Annotated in this window: 18 protein-coding genes; 11 read left to right on the forward strand and 7 right to left on the reverse strand. The window is 62.8% G+C overall.

Annotated elements, in window-relative coordinates; all coding sequences use genetic code 11:
- Window positions 1-80: 80 nt before the first annotated feature.
- Window positions 81-1,613 (forward strand): YdgA family protein, encoded by a 1,533-nt coding sequence (locus HMPREF3138_RS12375; protein ID WP_038873912.1) that lies wholly within the window; start codon window positions 81-83, stop codon window positions 1,611-1,613.
- 45 nt (window positions 1,614-1,658) lie between these two features.
- Here the strand turns inward: HMPREF3138_RS12375 and HMPREF3138_RS12380 are convergent, their stop codons facing one another.
- Window positions 1,659-2,813 (reverse strand): serine hydrolase domain-containing protein, encoded by a 1,155-nt coding sequence (locus tag HMPREF3138_RS12380; protein WP_038874003.1) that lies wholly within the window; start codon window positions 2,811-2,813, stop codon window positions 1,659-1,661.
- Window positions 2,814-2,915: 102 nt separating this feature from the next.
- On the opposite strand from HMPREF3138_RS12380, the gene HMPREF3138_RS12385 reads away from it, so the two are divergent.
- Complete coding sequence (locus tag HMPREF3138_RS12385; RefSeq protein WP_038873910.1) at window positions 2,916-3,824, forward strand: LysR family transcriptional regulator; 909 nt, start codon at window positions 2,916-2,918, stop codon at window positions 3,822-3,824.
- Window positions 3,825-3,850: 26 nt separating this feature from the next.
- Here the strand turns inward: HMPREF3138_RS12385 and blaSRT are convergent, their stop codons facing one another.
- On the reverse strand, window positions 3,851-4,987 hold the full coding sequence (gene blaSRT, locus HMPREF3138_RS12390; protein ID WP_038873908.1) for an SRT/SST family class C beta-lactamase: 1,137 nt from the start codon (window positions 4,985-4,987) through the stop codon (window positions 3,851-3,853).
- Window positions 4,988-5,193: 206 nt separating this feature from the next.
- Here blaSRT and HMPREF3138_RS12395 point away from each other — a divergent pair, with 206 nt between their 5' ends.
- Entirely contained in the window at window positions 5,194-6,075 is an 882-nt protein-coding gene (locus HMPREF3138_RS12395) for a LysR family transcriptional regulator (RefSeq protein WP_038873905.1), read from the forward strand.
- On the opposite strand, the gene HMPREF3138_RS12400 is transcribed toward HMPREF3138_RS12395, so the two are convergent.
- A complete protein-coding gene (locus tag HMPREF3138_RS12400) occupies window positions 6,072-7,103 on the reverse strand; it encodes a Mal regulon transcriptional regulator MalI (RefSeq protein ID WP_038873903.1) in 1,032 nt (343 codons plus the stop codon). The genes HMPREF3138_RS12395 and HMPREF3138_RS12400 overlap by 4 nt on opposite strands.
- A 221-nt stretch (window positions 7,104-7,324) precedes the next feature.
- Here HMPREF3138_RS12400 and malX point away from each other — a divergent pair, with 221 nt between their 5' ends.
- Both malX and HMPREF3138_RS12410 read left to right on the forward strand, forming a co-directional pair.
- A complete protein-coding gene (malX, locus tag HMPREF3138_RS12405; protein ID WP_038873901.1) occupies window positions 7,325-8,944 on the forward strand; it encodes a maltose/glucose-specific PTS transporter subunit IIBC in 1,620 nt (539 codons plus the stop codon).
- Window positions 8,937-10,118 carry a MalY/PatB family protein gene (locus HMPREF3138_RS12410; RefSeq protein ID WP_038873899.1) on the forward strand — a complete coding sequence of 394 codons (1,182 nt, stop codon included), beginning with the start codon at window positions 8,937-8,939 and terminating at the stop codon, window positions 10,116-10,118. Before malX ends, HMPREF3138_RS12410 begins: the two co-directional genes overlap by 8 nt.
- A gap of 32 nt (window positions 10,119-10,150) precedes the next feature.
- Here the strand turns inward: HMPREF3138_RS12410 and HMPREF3138_RS12415 are convergent, their stop codons facing one another.
- On the reverse strand, window positions 10,151-10,519 hold the full coding sequence (locus tag HMPREF3138_RS12415; protein ID WP_038873897.1) for a hypothetical protein: 369 nt from the start codon (window positions 10,517-10,519) through the stop codon (window positions 10,151-10,153).
- Entirely contained in the window at window positions 10,516-11,112 is a 597-nt protein-coding gene (locus tag HMPREF3138_RS12420) for an NUDIX hydrolase (protein ID WP_038873894.1), read from the reverse strand. Before HMPREF3138_RS12420 ends, HMPREF3138_RS12415 begins: the two co-directional genes overlap by 4 nt.
- Before the next feature lie 97 nt (window positions 11,113-11,209).
- On the opposite strand from HMPREF3138_RS12420, the gene HMPREF3138_RS12425 reads away from it, so the two are divergent.
- Together HMPREF3138_RS12425 and add are read left to right on the forward strand one after the other, a co-directional pair.
- The gene (locus tag HMPREF3138_RS12425) at window positions 11,210-11,965 is read left to right on the forward strand and encodes a DeoR/GlpR family DNA-binding transcription regulator (RefSeq protein ID WP_038873891.1); all 756 of its coding nucleotides are present in this window, start codon (window positions 11,210-11,212) and stop codon (window positions 11,963-11,965) included.
- A gap of 136 nt (window positions 11,966-12,101) precedes the next feature.
- On the forward strand, window positions 12,102-13,100 hold the full coding sequence (gene add, locus HMPREF3138_RS12430) for an adenosine deaminase (RefSeq protein WP_019455941.1): 999 nt from the start codon (window positions 12,102-12,104) through the stop codon (window positions 13,098-13,100).
- A 35-nt stretch (window positions 13,101-13,135) separates the two neighbouring features.
- Here the strand turns inward: add and HMPREF3138_RS12435 are convergent, their stop codons facing one another.
- A complete protein-coding gene (locus HMPREF3138_RS12435; protein WP_038873888.1) occupies window positions 13,136-14,140 on the reverse strand; it encodes a bile acid:sodium symporter family protein in 1,005 nt (334 codons plus the stop codon).
- A 74-nt stretch (window positions 14,141-14,214) separates the two neighbouring features.
- Window positions 14,215-15,255, reverse strand: a complete 1,041-nt coding sequence (locus tag HMPREF3138_RS12440) for an oxidoreductase (RefSeq protein WP_038873884.1) — start codon at window positions 15,253-15,255, stop codon at window positions 14,215-14,217.
- A 231-nt stretch (window positions 15,256-15,486) separates the two neighbouring features.
- Here HMPREF3138_RS12440 and HMPREF3138_RS12445 point away from each other — a divergent pair, with 231 nt between their 5' ends.
- The 4 genes from HMPREF3138_RS12445 to rsxC all read left to right on the forward strand — a co-directional run.
- On the forward strand, window positions 15,487-15,927 hold the full coding sequence (locus HMPREF3138_RS12445; protein ID WP_038873882.1) for a DUF2569 domain-containing protein: 441 nt from the start codon (window positions 15,487-15,489) through the stop codon (window positions 15,925-15,927).
- Window positions 15,928-16,062: 135 nt separating this feature from the next.
- Entirely contained in the window at window positions 16,063-16,644 is a 582-nt protein-coding gene (gene rsxA / locus HMPREF3138_RS12450; protein ID WP_004938443.1) for an electron transport complex subunit RsxA, read from the forward strand.
- On the forward strand, window positions 16,644-17,216 hold the full coding sequence (gene rsxB / locus HMPREF3138_RS12455) for an electron transport complex subunit RsxB (RefSeq protein WP_004938428.1): 573 nt from the start codon (window positions 16,644-16,646) through the stop codon (window positions 17,214-17,216). Before rsxA ends, rsxB begins: the two co-directional genes overlap by 1 nt.
- On the forward strand, window positions 17,209-19,156 hold a 1,948-nt coding region (rsxC, locus tag HMPREF3138_RS12460), incomplete at its 3' end, for an electron transport complex subunit RsxC (RefSeq protein WP_038884645.1). The genes rsxB and rsxC, both read left to right, overlap by 8 nt.

The raw sequence follows: 19,156 nt of genomic DNA on the forward strand, positions 1-19,156 counted from the left end.
CCTGCGGGCGTTTTTTGTCGGCCCCTATTTGCCCCTCCCGCGCAACGGAGGGTGATAAGAAAAAAGGATGAAACAGAGCTATGAAAAAATCGTTAGTCGCTGTCAGCGTCATTGTGATTCTTGGCGCAGCATGGACCGGGGCATCCTGGTACACCGGGAAACAGATCGAGCAGCACATGGGCGAAGTCGTCGACAACGCCAACGGCCAGCTGAAAGCTTACCTGCCGAAAGCCGGCGTGAAGCTGAGCTATGAAAATTACCAGCGCGGCCTGTTCAGCAGTAAAGTGCGTTATGTGCTGCGTTCCGACGGCACGGATACCAGTGAAAACGCGGCGCTGAAAACCGGTGAAGAAGTGGCGTTCCTGGAAACCATCGATCACGGCCCGTTCCCCTTCGCCCAGCTGAAAAAATTCAATCTGCTGCCGAGCATGGCGTCGGTGCATACCGAGCTGGAAAATACCCCGGCGGTGAAAGGTCTGTTTGACACCACCAAAGGCAAATCGCTGTTTACCGCCGATTCGCGCATCTCTTACAGCGGGGACACCTCGTCTGCCATCGACATCATCCCGCTGGACTACCAAAAAGATAAGTCTTCGCTGAAATTCAGCGGCGCTACCATTAACGCCGACGTGTCCAGCGATCTGAAAAAATTCGTGCTGGATGCCAATAGCGACAATATCGTGTTCGCCAGCCCGAACGAATTCGGTCAAAACGAGCAGATCACCTTCCAGGGCTTCAACCTGAAAGGCAACAGCAACGAGAGCAAGTTCGGCGTGAAGCTCGGCGATCAGACGATGACGCTGAAGCAGTTCAAACTGACGATCGACGGTAAAGATACCGTGGCGTTGGACGGTTTCAACCTGGTGAGCAAGTTCGGCGAGCAAGGCAGCAGCAACATCGGCGGCCAGATCGACTACACCATGGACGCGCTCAAGGTGCAGGGCAACGACTTCGGCGCCGGCAAGCTGGCGCTGAAAATCGACAACGTCGACGGCAAAGCGCTGAAAGACTTCGCCGACAGCTACAACCGCCAGACCATGGCGCTGCTGCAACAGGGCGAGAACCTGGATCCGGCCGTGTATGAGCAGCAAAACGCCGAACTGCTGCAAAAGAACCTGCCGCTGCTGCTGAAAGGCAACCCGAGCCTCAGCATCGCACCGCTGAGCTGGAAAAACAGCAAGGGCGAGAGCACCTTCACGCTGGATCTGGCGCTGACCGATCCGAGCAAGGCCGCCTCCCCGGCACAATCGCCGGATCAGCTGATCGCGCAGGCGGTTAAAAAGCTGGATATCAACCTGACCATTCCGGAAGCGATGGCCACCGAAGTGACCGCGAAAACCGCGCTGTTGCAGGGTTACAATGAGGAAGACGCGCAGAAACTGGCGCAGCAGCAAGTACAGGGCCTGGCGGCCATGGGCCAGATGTTCAAACTGACCACCCAGAAAGACGGCGTGATCGCGAGCACGTTCCACTATGCCGACAACCAGGTTGACCTGAACGGCAACAAAATGTCGCTGCAGGAGTTCATCGGCCAGTTCGGCCTGCTGGGCGCCCCGGCGGAAGACGGTGAACCGGCGCAGGATGCACAGCCTGCTCCGGCACCGGCGCAGTAAGCGTTTGAAAGCCTGATCAAGGGCCCCCTGCGGGGCCCTTTTTATTTACGCCGCGTAAACCGCATCGCGAATCTGCTGTGGATAGCGGCCGCACATGCCCTCAAACGCGGTGTTGGTCAGTATCACCACGCTCAGCTGCGCCTGTGGATCAAAGAACCAGCTGTGGCCGTAAACCCCGCCCCAGGTCAGCGTGCCGGCCTGCTGCGGCGTCTGCGCCGCTTCTGCGTCCACCAGCAGCGCCCCGCCAAAACCGAATCCCCAGCCTGGCCCTTGCGTTTGCGCCTGCGCGCCCACGTGCGGGCTGCGCAGCAACGCCACCGTGTCCGGCTGCAAAATACCCTGCCCGCCGCTGCGTAATGCCTCCACCAGCTTCAGCACGTCGTCGGCATCGCCGACCATGCCCGCGCCGCCGGAAGGATAGGCCCCGGCGTTGAGCGCCCGCATCGGTGAAAACAGCACTTCGCCCCCCGCCATCCCCTCCGGCAGCGCCACCCGCAGGCCTTCCGGCATGCGCTGCGGCCCTTGCGGGGTGTTGTAATACGGCGTCGCCAGGTTCGCGGCGTCCGTCGCATGGAACGCGGTATTGCCGAGCCCCAGCGGCCGCGCCACCCATTCGACAAACAGCTGCGGCAGCGGCATGCCCGTCACCCGTTCCAGCACCGCGCCAAGCACGTCGAGCGCCAGAGAATAATTGAAGCGTTCCCCCGGCGCCGACAGCAACGGCGCCTGCGCCAACAGCCGCAGGTTTTGCTCCAGCGTCAGCGTCGACAGCTCCACGCCGTCCTGGATCCCCAACTGGTGGTAAACGCCCGTCGGCGGCTGGTTCAGCCGATAGTCCAGCCCAGCGGTATGGCTCAGCAAATGACGAATCTTGATCGCCGGGCGCCGGCCGTCGGCGAGCGCCGGAGTAAACCACGGCAGCCACTCGCTGACCGCGTCGTCCAGGCTCAGCTTGCCCTGTTCGATCAGGCGCAGCGCCGCCAGCGTGGTGTAGGGTTTGGAGACCGACGACAGCCGGAACTGCGTTTCTCGCCGCATCGGCCGCCGCACTTCACGATCGGCATAGCCGGCCGCCCCGGCGTAGCAAATCTCGCCCTGCCGCGCCACCAGCACCACGCTGCCCACGATGCGCCCTTCGGCCATCGCCTGTTGATCGATCGCCGCGATCCGTTCTGTTAACGCCCGTTGTTCTGCCGACATGATTTTCATCTCGCTGATGGAAAGTAAAATCAGTCTAAAACGTTCGTCATAAATTAAAATAAGGCATAATTTAATGAATCATTAAGCATAGGTTATTGATAGATGAGTTCACTCCTGCAGCTGCTGCCCTATTTCGAAGCCGTCGCACGCCTGGGCAACTTTACCCGCGCGGCCAGCCAGCTCGGCGTCACGCCGCCGGCGGTGTCACAAAACATTCAGGCGCTGGAGAATCAGCTGGGAGTGCGGCTATTTCACCGCACCAGCCGCTCGGTGCGCCTCAGCGATGAGGGCCGGTTGTTCTATCAGAAGGTGTCGCCGGCGATGAGCCAGATCGACGTGGCGGCGGACGACGTGCGCGCCCTGGGCGCACACCCGGCGGGCCTGCTGCGCATCACGCTGCCGCAGCTGGCCGCCTCGCTGCTGGTAATGCCGCACCTGGCGGAATTTCAACGGCGCTATCCCGACGTGCAGCTGGAACTGTTTACCGAAGACCGCTTTTCCGATCTGGTGCTGGGCAGTTTCGATGCCGGCATTCGCATGCACGCCATGCTGCAAAAAGACATGATCGCCGTGCCGATCGACAACGGCCAGCGCCGGGTGCTGGTCGCCTCGCCCGACTATCTGGCGCGTTGCGGCGTTCCGGCCACGCCGGACGATCTGCCTGCTCACCACTGCCTGCGCTACCGTTTCCCCGGCAGCGGCAAACTGGAACCCTGGTATTTTAGCCTGGGCGACGATGAACGCGCGCTGGACGTCAGCGGCAGTTTGATTTTTAACGAAGATCGGCTGATCAAAGATGCGGCGTTGGCGGGCCTGGGTATCGCACAGCGTTTTCAGGGCACGGTATTGCAGGAGCTGGCGCAAGGGCAACTGGTGGAAGTGCTGCCGGGTTACGCCAGCGAAGCGTCGGGCTTTTTCATCTACTTTCCCGCCGGCAAGCATCTGCCGCTCAAGCTGCGCGCCTTTATCGATTTCATGCGCGAGCGGCGTGAACGGCAGCACCGGTGGTAGGGGCGCCCCGCCGGCGCCCCTGACCGTCAGCGCTTCTCCAGCGCCTGGATGATGTGGTAAGCCGCTTCGACGCGATCGTCGTTCGGGAACCACTTGTTGGCCAGCATCACCACGGCGATATTCTTCGCCGGGATAAATACCGCGTAGGTGGAGAAACCGCCGGTGGAGCCGGTTTTGTTATACCAGCCGGCGCGCAATTCCGGCTGCGGCGGCGTGATGGCAGTGGCCGGCGTGCCGTTCATGATCATCCCGGCGTTGTTGCCTTCAATCAAACGCGACAGTTGCACCGGATACGGGTAGTTCTCCCACATCAGATCCTGCGTGAACGCGCCCGCCTTGTAATAACCGACGTGCGTCGCGGCCAGCGCGTCGCGCCACGGCTGCGCTACCTTCACCTGCTGCAGGTTGGCGTCCAGATAGCGAATCAGATCGCGGGCGTTGGACTTGATGCCGTAAGACTCGGCGTCCAGCGGGCCGGGGTTGACCCGCACCGGCTTATCGTCCTTGCTGTAACCCTGCGCATAGTTGGCCATCTGCGCCGCCGGCACCTGCACGTAGGTGTGGCTCATGCCCAACGCCGGCAGCATCCCCTGTTCCATCGCCTGGATAAACGGCTGGCCGAGGCTCTTGGCGGCGATCATGCCCAGCATGCCGATGCCGAGGTTGGAATAGACGCGGTAGCTGCCCGCCGGGTGTTTCGGCTGCCAGGCCCGGTAGTAGGCCATCAGTTGGGCGTTGTTGGTCACGTCGTCCGGCACGAACAGCGGCAGGCCGGAGGTATGCGTCGCCAGATTCAGCAGGCTGACGCCGTCGAAGGCGCTGCCGCGCAGCTCGGGCAGGTAGTGGCTGGCCGGGTCTTTAAACGACAGTTTGCCCTGCTGCTGCGCATAGACCGCCAGCGTCGCGGTGAAGGTCTTACTCAGCGAGCCCACTTCAAACAGCGTCTGCTCGGTGATCGGTTTACCGGTCTGCTTCGAGGCGACGCCGTACGGGTAAATCTGCTGTTTGCCGTCGACCGACACGGCGATCGCCATGCCCGGCACGCCGTATTTTTTCATCAGCGGCTGAATAACGGCGTCGATATCCTGCTGCTGTGCGGCGTGCGCGGTCGGCAGGATCAGTGCGGCGATCAGCGCGGCCGCCAGGCGGTTCATTTTCGTCATGATAGAAGCTCTTAGGTTGCAGGGCATCGGCCGCGGCCAAAAGTTTTTATTGGCGTTATATACGGCGCTTTCCCTGATTGATGATGTCATTCCTTTACGGCTGCCGTGACACTCTGAGCAGCCGCGCCAAATATCGGATTTTGCCGCCGGGTTGACAAGCGATAATAATTTCAGCCAGCATAAAGAAAAACTTATGGCTATCGACAATGCGCAATCGACTTCCCCTCAACGCCCTGCGGGCGTTCGAATCCTCCGCTCGTCACCTGAACTTCACCCGCGCCGGTCTGGAGCTGCGCGTCACCCAGGCCGCCGTCAGCCAGCAGGTGCGCATGCTGGAAGAACAGCTGGGCATTCAGCTGTTCCGCCGCCTGCCGCGCGGGCTGGATCTGACCGAAGAGGGCCAGGCGCTGCTGCCGGTGTTGAGCGACGCCTTCGACCGTATCGAGGCAGTGCTGCAGCAGTTCGAAGGCGGGCATTTCCACGAGGTTCTGACGGTGGCGGTGGTCGGCACCTTCGCCGTCGGCTGGCTGATGCCGCGGCTGGCGGCGTTCAGCACGGCGCATCCGTTTATCGATCTGCGGGTGCTCACCCACAACAACCTGGTCAATCTGTCGGCCGACGGCATGGATTTCGCCATCCGCTTCGGCGAAGGGCTCTGGCCCGCCACCTGCAATATCAAGCTGTTCGACGCGCCGCTGACGGTGCTCTGCCCGCCGGCGGTCGCCGCGCGCCTGCGCACGCCGCAGGATCTGCAGCACGAGCAGCTGATGCGCACCTACCGCAAGGATGAATGGGAGCAGTGGTTCGCGGCGGCACAGGTGACGCCGTGGCGGATCAACGGCCCGGTGTTCGACTCGTCAAGGCTGATGGTGGAAGGCGCGATCCAGTGCGACGGCGTGGCGCTGGCGCCGGTCAGCATGTTCCGCCGCGAACTGGCCGCCGGCGCGCTGCAGCGGCCGTTTGCCGCCGAGGCCGCGCTCGGCGCCTATTGGCTGACCCATTTGAAATCGCGGGATCTGACGCCGGCGATGAAAACCTTTATCGGCTGGATCCGCCGGGAGGCGGAAGAGGAACAGCGGCAGGGCTAGGCGGAACCGCGCCGGATCAGCGTCGGCGGCAGAATGACGTTCTGCGCCGGCAGGTCGGCGTCACCGATGCGCTGCAGCAGGCGCGCGGCGGCGTTGCGCCCCACTTCCCGCGCCGAGCTGGAGACGAAGGTCAGCGGCGGCTCGGTCAGTTCGGCCTCCGGCACGTCGCCGAAGCCGATCAGCGCCACCTGCCGCCCGTAGTAGGCGTCTACCCCGTCCGAACCGATGCTGCGGCCGCTGCGCGCCAGGCCAAAATAGGCGCCGAGCGCCACCGACGCCTTGTGGCAGACGATGGCGGTAATGTTCGGGTAATGGCGCAGCAGTTGTTCCGCCGCTTCCGCCGCCTCGCGCTGCCGGCAATCGCACTCGACGATCCATTCGCTGCGAAACGGCAGGCCGTACTGCACCAGGGTGGCGCAAAAGCCGCCCAGCCGCTCGGCGCGTGTCAATGAGTCGCTCTGGCCGCCAAGGTAGGCGATTTGGCTGTGGCCGCGCTTGATCAGAAATTCGGTGGCCAGCTTGGCGGCCTGCATGTTGTCCGGCCGCACCACGTCCACGCCATCAAGGCCGCTGGAGCGCGCCACGCAGACCAGCGGTACGCCCTGCTCGGCCGCCTTTTCCTTCAGGCCCGCCGCCGCGCGAATCCCGCCCGCCAGCACGATGCCGTCGACGCCCTGCGCCAGCAGCGCGTCAAACGCCCGCTGCAGGCCCTGGCCGTCGCGCCCGCTCTGCGTCAAAAACAGCAGCTTGTCGTGCGCCTCCAGCGCTTCGCTCAGCCCAGCGGTCATTTCGGCATAGAAGGGTTCGCAGATGTCGCGCAGAATAAGGCCAATCACCCCGGACTCCCCGCCGCGCAGCGTCGCCGCCTGGCGATTGCGTACATAGCCCAGCTGCTCTATCGCCTGATTGACCTTCTCGACGGTGGTCGGCGAAATGCGCCCCTTGCCGCTCAACACCAGGGAAACCGTGGTGACCGACACGCCCGCCTGCTGCGCCACATCGGTGATGGTGATTTTTTTGATGCTCATAGTCTCTGCGAACCCGTTCCTGGGCAACCCGCCGTAATGATCAAGGGTATACCGAATCCGTTAGCTCAGTAAAACGTTTTACTGCCTGCCGCATTGTCGCCAGAAACCGGGCGGCAGATTTGTGATTGGTGGCGCATTTTTGCTAGGTAAAACGTTTTATCTTCTTTTTACCTAATCAGAAGTCCCCTTTTTGCTCGTCTTTTCGCCAGGAGAAGTCGGTTATGTCAGCAGCCAACAAACCAAAAATCACCCTCTGGGAGTTCTTCCAGAGCCTGGGCAAAACCTTCATGTTGCCCGTCGCCTTGCTCTCTTTCTGCGGCATCATGCTGGGGATCGGCAGCTCGCTGAGCAGCCGCGACGTGATCACCCTGATGCCGTTTATCGGCCACCCGATCTTCCAGCTGATCTTTACCTGGATGAGCAAGGTAGGTTCCTTCGCCTTCAGCTTCCTGCCGGTGATGTTCGCCATCGCCATTCCGCTGGGCATGGCGCGCGAAAACAAGGGCGTCGCCGCCTTCTCCGGCTTCGTCGGCTTCGCCGTGCTGAATCTGGGCACCAATTTCTACCTGACCGCCGCCGGCGTGCTGCCCACCGGCGATCCGCTGGTGCTGAAAGCCAACAATATCCAGAACATTCTCGGGATTCAGTCGATCGATACCGGCATCCTCGGCGCGGTGATCGTCGGCATCATCGTCTATCGCCTGCATGAACGCTTCCACACCATCCGCCTGCCGGACGCGCTGGCGTTCTTCGGCGGCACGCGCTTCGTGCCGATCGTCACCACCGTGGTGCTGGGCCTGTGCGGCCTGGTGATCCCGCTGATCTGGCCGTGGTTCGCCGCCGGCATCACCGGGCTGGGCTGGGTGATCAACAGCGCCGGCGCCTTTGGCCCGATGCTGTTCGGCACCGGCGAACGCTTGCTGCTGCCGTTCGGCCTGCAGCACATTCTGGTGGCGCTGATCCGCTTTACCGAGGCGGGCGGCACCATGGAAGTGTGCGGCCACAGCGTCAGCGGCGCCCTGACCATCTTCCAGGCGCAGCTCTCCTGCCCGACCACTACCGGCTTCGCCGAAAGCGCTACCCGCTTCCTGTCGCAGGGTAAAATGCCGGCGTTCCTCGGCGGGCTGCCGGGCGCGGCGCTGGCGATGTATCACTGTGCCAAACCTGAGAACCGCCATAAAATCAAAGGGCTGTTGATTTCCGGCGTGGTGGCCTGCGTGGTTGGCGGCACCACCGAGCCGATCGAGTTCCTGTTCCTGTTCGTCGCGCCGTTCCTCTACCTGATCCACGCGCTGCTCACCGGGTTGGGCTTTACCGTGATGGCGCTGCTGGGCGTGACCATCGGCAACACCGACGGCAATATCATCGACTTCGTGGTGTTCGGCATTCTGCACGGCACCGCCACCAAGTGGTATCTGGTGCCGGTGGTGGCCGCCGTCTGGTTTGTCGGCTATTACGCCATTTTCCGCTTCGCCATCCAGCGCTTTAACATCAAAACGCCGGGCCGCGAAAGCGACAGCGCCGTCAGCCAGAGCGCGCCGGCCGGCGCGGTGGGCAAATCCGGCTACAACGTGCCGGCAATTTTGGCGGCGCTCGGCGGCCCGGACAACATCATCACGCTGGACAACTGCATCACCCGCCTGCGCCTGTCGCTCAATGACATGAACCGGGTGGACGACGCGGCGCTGAAGGCCAACCGCGCCATCGGCGTGGTGCATCTCAACGAGCATAACCTGCAGGTGGTGATCGGCCCACAGGTGCAATCGGTGAAGGATGAATTAGACTCACTGATAGCCACGGCGCAACCTGCCGCGGCGCTGCAGGGAGCCACCCATGTTTGATTTCGCCACCCCGATCGACCGCCACGGCACCTGGTGCACCCAGTGGGACTATATCGCCGATCGCTTCGGCAGCGCCGATCTGCTGCCGTTCACCATCTCCGATATGGATTTCGCCACCGCGCCGTGCATTCTCGAAGCGTTGCAGCAGCGCCTGCAGCACGGCGTGCTGGGCTACAGCCGCTGGCAGCACGAGGATTTTCTCGGCGCGCTGCGCCACTGGTATCAGCAACGTTTCAACGCCGCCATCGACACCGCAACGGCGGTGTACGGCCCTTCCGTTATCTACATGGCGGCGCAGCTGATCCGCCAATGGTCCGTACCGGGCGACTACGTGGTGACCCATACTCCGGCCTACGACGCCTTCTACAAAGTGATCCTCGCCAACCAGCGCCAGCTGTTGGCCTGCCCGCTGCACAAGGCCGGCGACGACTGGCGCTGCGATATGGCGCACCTTGAGGCCTTGCTGGCGCGGCCGCAGACCAAGATCCTGCTGCTGTGCAGCCCGCATAACCCCACCGGCAAAGTGTGGCGCCGCGACGAGCTGCAGCAGATGGCCGAACTGTGCGAGCGCCACGACGTGCGCGTCATCAGCGATGAGATCCACATGGACATGGTCTGGGGGGAACACCGCCATACGCCGTGGAGCCAGGTGGCGACCGGCGGCTGGGCCCTGCTGACCTCCGGCTCCAAGAGTTTCAATATCCCGGCGCTGACCGGTGCCTACGGCTTCATCAGCGACGACGCCAGCCGCGAAGCTTACTTCCAGCAGCTCAAAGCCCGCGACGGCCTCTCATCGCCGGCGGTGCTGGCGGTCGCTGCGCACGTGGCCGCCTATCGCCACGGCGAACCCTGGTTGGATTCCCTGCGCGACTATCTGCAGGATAATCTGACCTACGTCGCCGAGCGGTTGGAACAGGCGTTTCCGGCGCTGGGCTGGCGCCCGCCGCAGGCCACCTACCTGGCCTGGATCGATCTGCGGCCGTTGGCCGTTGACGATCGGGCGCTGCAGCAGGCGCTGATCGAGCGCGAAAAGGTGGCGATCATGCCGGGCTTTACCTACGGCGAGGAAGGCCGCGGGTTCCTGCGCCTCAACGTCGGCTGCCCGCGCAGCAAGCTGGAGGCCGGCATGGACAAGCTGATCGCCGGATTGCGGTTGGTGCTGGGCGAGCAATAGCGCGAGGGGGCGAGCCTCCGCCCGCCCCTCGATTACCCCTGAACAGTCGGAATGTCCTCCAGGCGGCGATAGACCGTCAGGCCCCACTCGTTGGCCAGCCGCACGTCGTTATCGGCCCCCGCAGACGCCCCTTCGATGCGATACACCGCCTGACACTGCGCAATCAGCCGGTGGGCCACCGGGTAAAGAAACGTCTCGCTCACCGCATCGCCAACCTGAGTGGACCCCGCCGCCGCCGCCAAAGGCAGCGCCAGCCATTCGCCGATCACCGGCACGTGCCCTCGCAGGTAAACCGCCAGCGCCGCCTGTTCCAGGCGCGCCAGATTGGCGGCGATACGCTGCGGATCGCCATCGGTGCCGCTGCGATAGGGGCCGGCGATCAGGATTTGTTGGGCTTTCATCGTTCTTCCTCCAACGTCCGGTTCAAGGCGACAAACTGCAGCAGCATGATAGTCTTGGCGTCAACGATCGTGCCCTGGCGAATCGCCTGCAGGGCTTGCGCCAGCGGCAGCTCGAGCACTTCCAGATCTTCCCCCTCCGCCGCCACCCCGCCGCCCTCGTTGATGCGATCGCCCGCCTGATACTCGCCGACGAAAAAGTGCAGCTTCTCGGTGACCGAGCCTGGGCTCATGTAGGCTTCGAACACCTTTTCCACGTTCTGCACGAAATAGCCGGTTTCCTCTTCCGCTTCGGCGCGGATGCGCGCCTCCGGCGACGCGTTGTCCAGCAACCCGGCGGCAGCCTCAATCAACATGCCGTCATGGCCGTTGACGAACACCGGAAAACGGAACTGGCGCGTCAGGATCACCGTTTGCGCCTGCCGGTTGAACAGCAAAATCACCGCGCCGTCGCCGCGATCGTAGGTCTCACGGCTCTGTCGCTGCCAAACGCCGTCGCGCCGCAGAAAATCAAAGGTGGTTTTTTTCAGCAGGTACCAGTCATCGGACAACACCCGGGTTTCGACAATGCGAACCCTGTCTTTGGTGGCTATCATCGGTTTACTCCGCCAGAGGAAGGAAATTGATAATATCGTGCAGTTTCGTGTATGATCAAGGTATTTCGTGCAAAGCAAATTTGAGAGGAAAATGGCCATGTTGACCAGCCAGCGCAAGAAAATCATCCTGGAAAAACTGGCCGAGGATGGCCAGGTGTTGGCCAAGCAGCTCAGCGAAATGTTTGGGTTGTCGGAAGACACTGTCCGGCGCGATCTGCGCGAACTCGACGCCGAGGGGTTGCTGCAACGGGTACATGGCGGCGCCCTGCCGGTTTCCTCTGCCATTGCCAGCTTCGCCGAGCGCAATCAGTTGGAATCCGGCGCCAAACGCGCGATCGCCAAAGCCGCAGCGGCGCTGATCGCCCCCGGCCAGGTAGTGATTATCGACGGTGGCACCACCTCTGCAGAACTGGTCCGGCAGCTGCCGCTCAACCTGAACGCCACTATTGTCACCCACAGCCCCAGCGTCGCCGTGGGCCTGGTCGATCACCCCACGGTGGAGGTGATCCTGATCGGCGGCCGGCTGTACAAGCATTCGATCGTCAGCGTTGGCGCCGCCGCGGTGGAAGCGATGTCGCATATTCGCGCCGATATCTATTTTATGGGCGTGACCGGCGTGCACCCCACCGCGGGGCTGAGCACCGGCGATCTGGAAGAGGCCTACATCAAGCGGGCGCTCGCGGCCCGCGCGGCGGAAACCGTGGTGCTGGCCTCCGCCGCCAAGCTTAACGCCGCCTCGCAGTATGCGATCGGTGACATTACGCTGGCGCATACCATCATCGTTGAACGCGCCACCGACGACGCATTGATCGCGCCGTTGCAGCAGGCGGGCGTCAGCGTGTTGAAAGCCTGATTCACGACGATAATGCGATACACCTCGCATTATTTGTGATTCAAGTCACTTTTTTATGCAACGAGATGGCAAGTTTCATTCATTTGTTTTTATACTGTTCTGCACTTTACCTACGATAAATTAGCGAGTGCCCAGCATGATCGATCCCCGCCTACCGCTTACCGACATTCACCGCCATCTTGACGGCAATATCCGCGCGCAGACCATTCTCGACCTCGGTCGCCAGTTCAATCTCGCCCTGCCGGCCAACGATTTGGAGAGCCTGCGCCCGCACGTGCAGATCACCCACGCCGAACCGGATCTGGTCAGCTTCCTGCAAAAACTGGACTGGGGCGTGGCGGTGCTGGGTGATCTGGACGCCTGCCGCCGCGTGGCCTACGAAAACGTCGAAGACGCCGCCAACGCCGGCCTGCACTACGCCGAGCTGCGTTTTTCCCCTTACTACATGGCGATGAAGCACCAGCTGCCGGTCGCCGGCGTGGTGGAAGCGGTGATCGACGGGATCCGTTCGGGCTGCCGCGATCGCGACATCGACATTCGCCTGATCGGCATCATGAGCCGCACCTTTGGCGAGGCCGCCTGTCTGCAGGAATTGGAAGGGTTGCTGGCGCACCGCGACGGCATTACCGCGCTGGATTTGGCGGGCGATGAGCTGGGCTTCCCCGGCAGCCTGTTCCTCAACCACTTCAACCGCGCGCGCGACGCCGGCCTGCGCATCACCGTGCACGCGGGCGAAGCCGCCGGCCCGGAAAGCATCTGGCAGGCGATCCGCGAGCTGGGCGCCGAGCGTATCGGTCACGGGGTGAAAGCGGTCGAAGATCCGGCACTGATGGACTTCCTGGCGGAACACGGCATCGGCATCGAATCCTGCCTGACCTCCAACATCCAGACCAGCACCGTGCCTTCGCTGGCGCAGCATCCGCTGGCCACCTTCCTGCGCCACGGCGTGCTGGCATCGATCAACACCGACGATCCGGCGGTTCAGGGCATCGAGATCGAGCACGAATACCGCGTCGCCGCGCCGCAGGCCGGGCTGACGCCGGAGGAAATCCGCACCGCACAAGAAAACGGCCTGAAGCTGGCCTTCCTCAGCGAGCAGGAAAAACAGGCGCTGCGCGCCAAAGTTCAGGGTTAACTCTCTTTATTATGGGCGCGGTCACGCGCCCATCGTCATTTGGCCACCAGCGCCTCCGCCTCGGCCCGCTGTTTGGCGGTTTTACGCGCATAGCGCTGCGCGAGCACCGCACACACCATCAGCTGCACCTGGTGAAAAATCATCAGCGGCAGCACCATGGCGCCCACCGCCGCAGCCGGGAACAGCACGTTGGCCATCGGGATGCCGTTCGCCAGGCTCTTTTTCGAGCCGCAGAAAACGATGGTGATCTCGTCGGCGGTATTGAAGCCCAGCCAGCGCGCCGCATAGGTGTTGATCACCAGCACCACCGTCAGCAGCACCAGCGACATCACCAGAATGGTCAGCAGCGACCAGCCGTCGATACGGTGCCAAATCCCTTCCACCACCGCCGCGCTGAACGCGGTGTACACCACCAGCAGGATCGACGAACGGTCGGTCAGGTTGATCAGCTTGCGATGGCGATCGACCCACTTGCCGATCAGCGGCCGCGCCAGGTGACCGACTACGAACGGCACCATCAGCTGCAGAATGATTGAACCGATGGCGTGCAGCACGTCGGTATTGCCGCCCTGGGTATGCATTAACGCCCCCACCAGCAGCGGCGACAGGAACACGCCGAGAATGCTCGACGCCGAGGCGCTGCAGATCGCCGCCGCCACGTTGCCGCCCGCCGCCGAGGTAAAGGCGATGGCCGATTGCACCGTGGCCGGCAGCGCGCACAGGTAGAGGAAGCCGAGATAGACCGTCGGCGTCATGATGCCCGGCACCAGCAGGTTCATCGCCAGCCCAAGCAGCGGGAACAGCGCAAAGGTGCTGAGGAACACCAGCAGATGCAGCTTCCAGTGGCTCATGCCGGCGACGATCGCCTCACGCGACAGCTTGGCGCCGTGCATAAAGAACAGCAGCGCGATGGCGGCGGTGGTCAGGTGCTCAAAGAAGGTTTTCCAGATGCCTTCGCAGGGGAACAGCGAGGCGACGATCACCACCAAAATCAGAACCAACAAAAATTTATCAATGCGCAAACGCTGCAACCAGGACATGAAACGGATTTCCTTGCACGTAAAGTCGTAAAAAGGCCCGACGCTGCGCCGGGCCACTGGAGAAACGGGTGGTATCAGGCCACCGGCAGCGCCTGCTGCAGCCGGGCCGACTCCAGCCCCAGTTCGATCAATGCCATCACCGCAATGGCGTCGGCGGCCGGCACCGGGTTTTCGCCGATGCCGGCGATCGCGTCGCGCACCGCGGCGTAATATGCCGGGTAGTTACCGGGAATGTTGAGCAGCGGTTGCTCCGCCAGCAGATCGCCACGTGACAGCGTCACCACCCCGTCGCGCATATCATAGCCCCAGTCGGCCTGCGGCAGGCGCTCGCCGGCCTTCAGCCGGTCTTCCTGCGGGTCCAGGCCGTATTTGACATAGCTGCCGCGGGTGCCGTGCACCACGTAGCGCGGGCTCTCCGCCGCCGCCAGCATGCTGGCGTGCAGCACCACGCGACGATTGCCATAGCTCAGCAGCGCGTGGAAATAGTCCACCGCCTGCGCGCCCGGCCTCAGCTCCCCCAAATCGACGAACAGCCGGTCGGGCTTGCCGAATAACTGCAGCGCCTGATCGAGCAAATGCGGTCCCAAATCGAACCAGATGCCGCTGCCGACGCCGCCTTGTTCGCGCCAGCGCTGGCGCACCTGCGGCCGGTAGCGATCGAAATGCGACTCGAAATAGACCACCTCGCCCAGCGCCCCCTCATTCAGCAGCGCTTTCAGGGTAAGGAAATCGCTGTCCCAGCGGCGGTTATGGAATACCGACAGCAGCAACCCGCTCTGCTGCGCCTGCTGTTGCAGCACCTGCGCTTGTGACAATGTCACGGTAAACGGTTTATCCACCACCACGTGCTTGCCGGCGGCCAGCGCCTGCTGCGCCAGCGGGAAATGGGTATCGTTGGGGGTAGGAATCACGATCAGATCGAGGGCCGGATCGGCGAACAGCGCCTGCGCATCACCCACCACCGCCATCGACGGCCAGTCGGCGTGCACTTTGCCGGCATCGCTGCTGGCGACGGCGGCCAGCTCGAGCCCCGGCGTACCGGCGATCAGCGGCGCATGAAAGGTTTTGCCGGCGTAGCCGTAACCGACCAGCCCGACACGAATTTTCTCAGCCATGGGATTTCCTCTTGCAGGCTCACGACAGACCTTTCGATTTGACACCATGCGGCCGGATGGAACAAGAAGTAAATGAGATGTTAATTTAAAGCGGGCTCGATACGGCGTCGAGTAGCCAAACGTGCTGCCACGCGCCGCGATGCCGAGCTATCCGGTTGATTGAGATGACGAAGCCGGTATTACCCGCTAAGCTATGCCGCCTGTGATCCCCGTTTCAATCAGGAAGCCTTTATGTCTCAAGCTGAATACTCTCGTATCGGCGGTTGGTTGCTGGCCCCGCTGGCCTATCTGATCGTCACCCTGCTCAGCGCCAGTTTGATGCTGCTCCTGTACGCCATGGCGATCTTTATGCCCGAATCGCGCGACTACCTGCTGACCAACGCCCAGGCGTTTACCCTGCAATGGTACTTTTCGGTGCTGACCACGCTCTTGATGTGGTGCTTTACCCTGTGGCTGGTGCTTTTGTTTTGCCGGCGGTCGCTGCGCTTCCCCAAGCTGTTCTTGCTGTGGCTGCTGATCACGGTGATCCTGGCGGTGAAAGCCTTTGCCTTCGCGCCGGTGCCGGATGAAGTGGCGGTGCGCAGCCTCGGCTGGCCGCTGCTGATGGCGGCGCTGCTGGTGCCTTACATCAAGCGTTCGCAGCGGGTCAAAGGCACCTTTACCGAACGTTAAAGGCGATTGCAGCACGTTTTATCGGGTGGTTTGTGTAAATTTTCACCAAAAAAGGCAATACCCCTGCGATTCATATGTTGTCGTCCGGCCGCCGATTCCCGATAATAGGCGGCTTTTATTTTTTTAGGCATCGCAATGACCGAATACCTGCTCCTGTTTGTCGGCACCGTACTGGTGAACAACTTCGTTCTGGTGAAGTTTCTTGGCCTGTGCCCGTTCCTCGGCGTTTCCAAGAAGCTGGAAAGCGCCATCGGCATGGGAATGGCCACTACCTTCGTCATGACGCTGGCCTCCGTCAGCGCCTGGGTGATCAACACCTTTATTCTGGTTCCGCTGGATCTGGTGTACCTGCGCACGCTCTCCTTCATTCTGGTGATCGCCGTCGTCGTGCAGTTCACCGAGATGGTGGTGCGCAAAACCAGCCCGGCGCTCTACCGCCTGCTGGGGATCTTCCTGCCGCTGATCACCACCAACTGCGCGGTACTTGGCGTAGCGTTGCTTAACGTCAACCTCGGCTACAACTTCCTGCAGTCCGCCGTTTACGGCTTCAGCGCCGCCGCCGGTTTCTCGCTGGTCATGGTGCTGTTCGCCGCCATTCGCGAACGCCTGGCGGTCGCCGACGTGCCGGCGCCGTTCCGCGGCTCCTCGATCGCGCTGATCACCGCCGGGCTGATGTCGCTGGCCTTTATGGGCTTTACCGGGCTGGTGAAATTCTAATGACTGCGTTGTGGATAGCTATCGCGGCTTTAAGCGCGCTCGGACTGCTGTTCGGACTGGTGCTGGGCTACGCCGCGCGCCGTTTTGAGGTGGAAGAGGATCCGGTTGCCGAGCAGGTCGACGCGATTCTGCCGCAGAGCCAGTGCGGCCAGTGCGGCTACCCCGGTTGCCGCCCCTACGCCGAGGCGGTGGCCAACGGCGAGATGATCAACAAATGCGCGCCGGGCGGCGAACAGGTGATGCTGAAGCTGGCGGAGCTGCTCAACGTCGAGCCGCAGCCGCTGGGCAGCGAAGCCGCCGCTGAGCCGGAGCGTAAGGTGGCCTATATCGACGAGGCCAACTGCATCGGCTGCACCAAGTGCATTCAGGCCTGTCCGGTGGACGCCATCGTCGGCGCCACCCGCGCCATGCACACCGTCATCACCGACCTCTGCACCGGCTGCGATCTGTGCGTCGCCCCTTGCCCTACCGACTGTATTGAAATGAGACCGGTCGCCACCACCACTGCCAACTGGAAGTGGGACATGAAGACGATCCCGGTGCAAGTGATCCACGTGGAGCAACATGCTTAATCTGTTCGCCGCCTTTAAAAAAGACCGGATCTGGGATTTCGACGGCGGGATCCATCCACCGGAAATGAAAACGCAGTCCAGCGGTGTGCCGCTGCGTGTCGCTCCCCTGCCCAAGACCTTTATCATTCCGCTGCAGCAACATCTGGGGCCCGAAGGCGAGCTGTGCGTCAACGCCGGCGATCGGGTGTTGAAAGGCCAGCCACTGACCGTCGGCCGTGGCCGCACCGTGCCGGTACACGCCCCAACCTCGGGCACCGTCAGCACCATTACGCCGCATATCACCGCTCACCCTTCCGGGCTGACGGAACTGTGCGTGATTATCGAGGCGGACGGGGAAGACCGCTGGTGCGAGCGCGATCCGGTGGCGGACTACCGCCAGGCGCCCGCCGCGGAGCTGGTTCAACGTATTCATCAGGCCGGCATCGCCGGGCTGGGCGGCGCCGGTTTCCCGACCGCCAGCAAGCTGCAGGGCGGCATGAGCGGCGTGGAAACGCTGATCCTCAACGCCGCAGAGTGCGAGCCTTACATCACCGCCGACGATCGCCTAATGCAGGAACATGCCGATCAGATCATTGAAGGCACGCAGATCCTGCAACACATTCTGCAACCCAAGGTCACGCTGATCGGCATCGAAGACAACAAACCGGAAGCGATCGCGGCGCTGAAACAGGCGTTGCGTGGCCAGTCCGGCATTGGGCTGCGCGTTATTCCCACCAAATACCCGTCCGGCGGCGCCAAGCAGCTGACCAAGATCCTCACCGGCAAGGAAGTGCCGCACGGCAAGCACTCCTCTGCTATCGGCGTATTGATGCAAAACGTCGGCACCGCCTACGCCATCAAACGAGCGATCGTCGACGGCGAACCGCTGATTGAACGCGTAGTGACCCTGACCGGCGAGGCGATCGAGCGCCCGGGCAACCTGTGGGCGCGCATCGGCACGCCGGTGCAGCACCTGCTACACTTCGCCGGTTTCCGCCCGCAGGCGCAGCAGATGGTGGTCATGGGCGGCCCGCTGATGGGCTTTACCCTGCCCGCGTTGAACGTGCCGATCGTCAAGATCAGCAACTGCATTCTGGCGCCGACGGTCGATGAAATGACGCCGCAGGAACCGGAGCAGTCCTGTATCCGCTGCGGCCTGTGCGTAGACGCTTGCCCTGCCGGGCTGCTGCCGCAGCAGCTGTACTGGTTCAGCCGCGGACAAGAGCACGACAAGGCGCGCAACCATAACCTGTTCGACTGCATCGAATGCGGCGCCTGCGCGTTCGTCTGCCCCAGCAACATCCCGCTGGTGCAGTACTACCGTCAGGAAAAGGCCGAGATCAAGGCTATCGATCTGGAGGCGGCGCGTACCGCCGAGGCCAAGGCGCGTTACGAAGCCAAGCTCGCGCGCCTGGAGCGCGAGAAGCTGGCACGCGAAGAGCGGCATAAAAAGGCCGCCGTCAAACTGACCGACGACGATCAGAGTGCGGTGCAGGCCGCGCTGGCGCGCGTGCGCAGCAAAAATACCGAAGCGGCGGTGACGCCGGTCAACGGCCAGCAGCCGGATAACAGCGAGATGATCGCCGCCCGCGAAGCGCGTAAAGCGCAGGCGCGCGAACGCCGAGCCCAGTTGGCGGCCGAAGCAGAGCAAGCCTCACCGGCCGTTTCCGGCGACGACGCGCGCAAAGCCGCCGTGGCCGCGGCGCTGGCCCGTGTGAAAGCACGCAAAGAAGCGCCGGCCGCAGATGGCACTGCTCCTGCCGTAGCAGAGGACGATCCGCGTAAGGCGGCGGTCGCTGCCGCCCTGGCGCGCGTCAAAGCCAAAAAAGCAGAGCAGCAGGCGGACGCCCCTGTTCCAGCGGAAACGACGCCGGCAACCACTGAGGAAGATCCGCGCAAGGCCGCGGTGGCTGCCGCCCTGGCGCGTGTCAAAGCCAAGAAAGCGGCGCAGCAGGCGGACG

Origin of the sequence: Serratia sp. HMSC15F11 (assembly GCF_001808215.1) — a bacterium.
Taxonomy (GTDB): Bacteria; Pseudomonadota; Gammaproteobacteria; order Enterobacterales; family Enterobacteriaceae; genus Serratia; species Serratia nevei.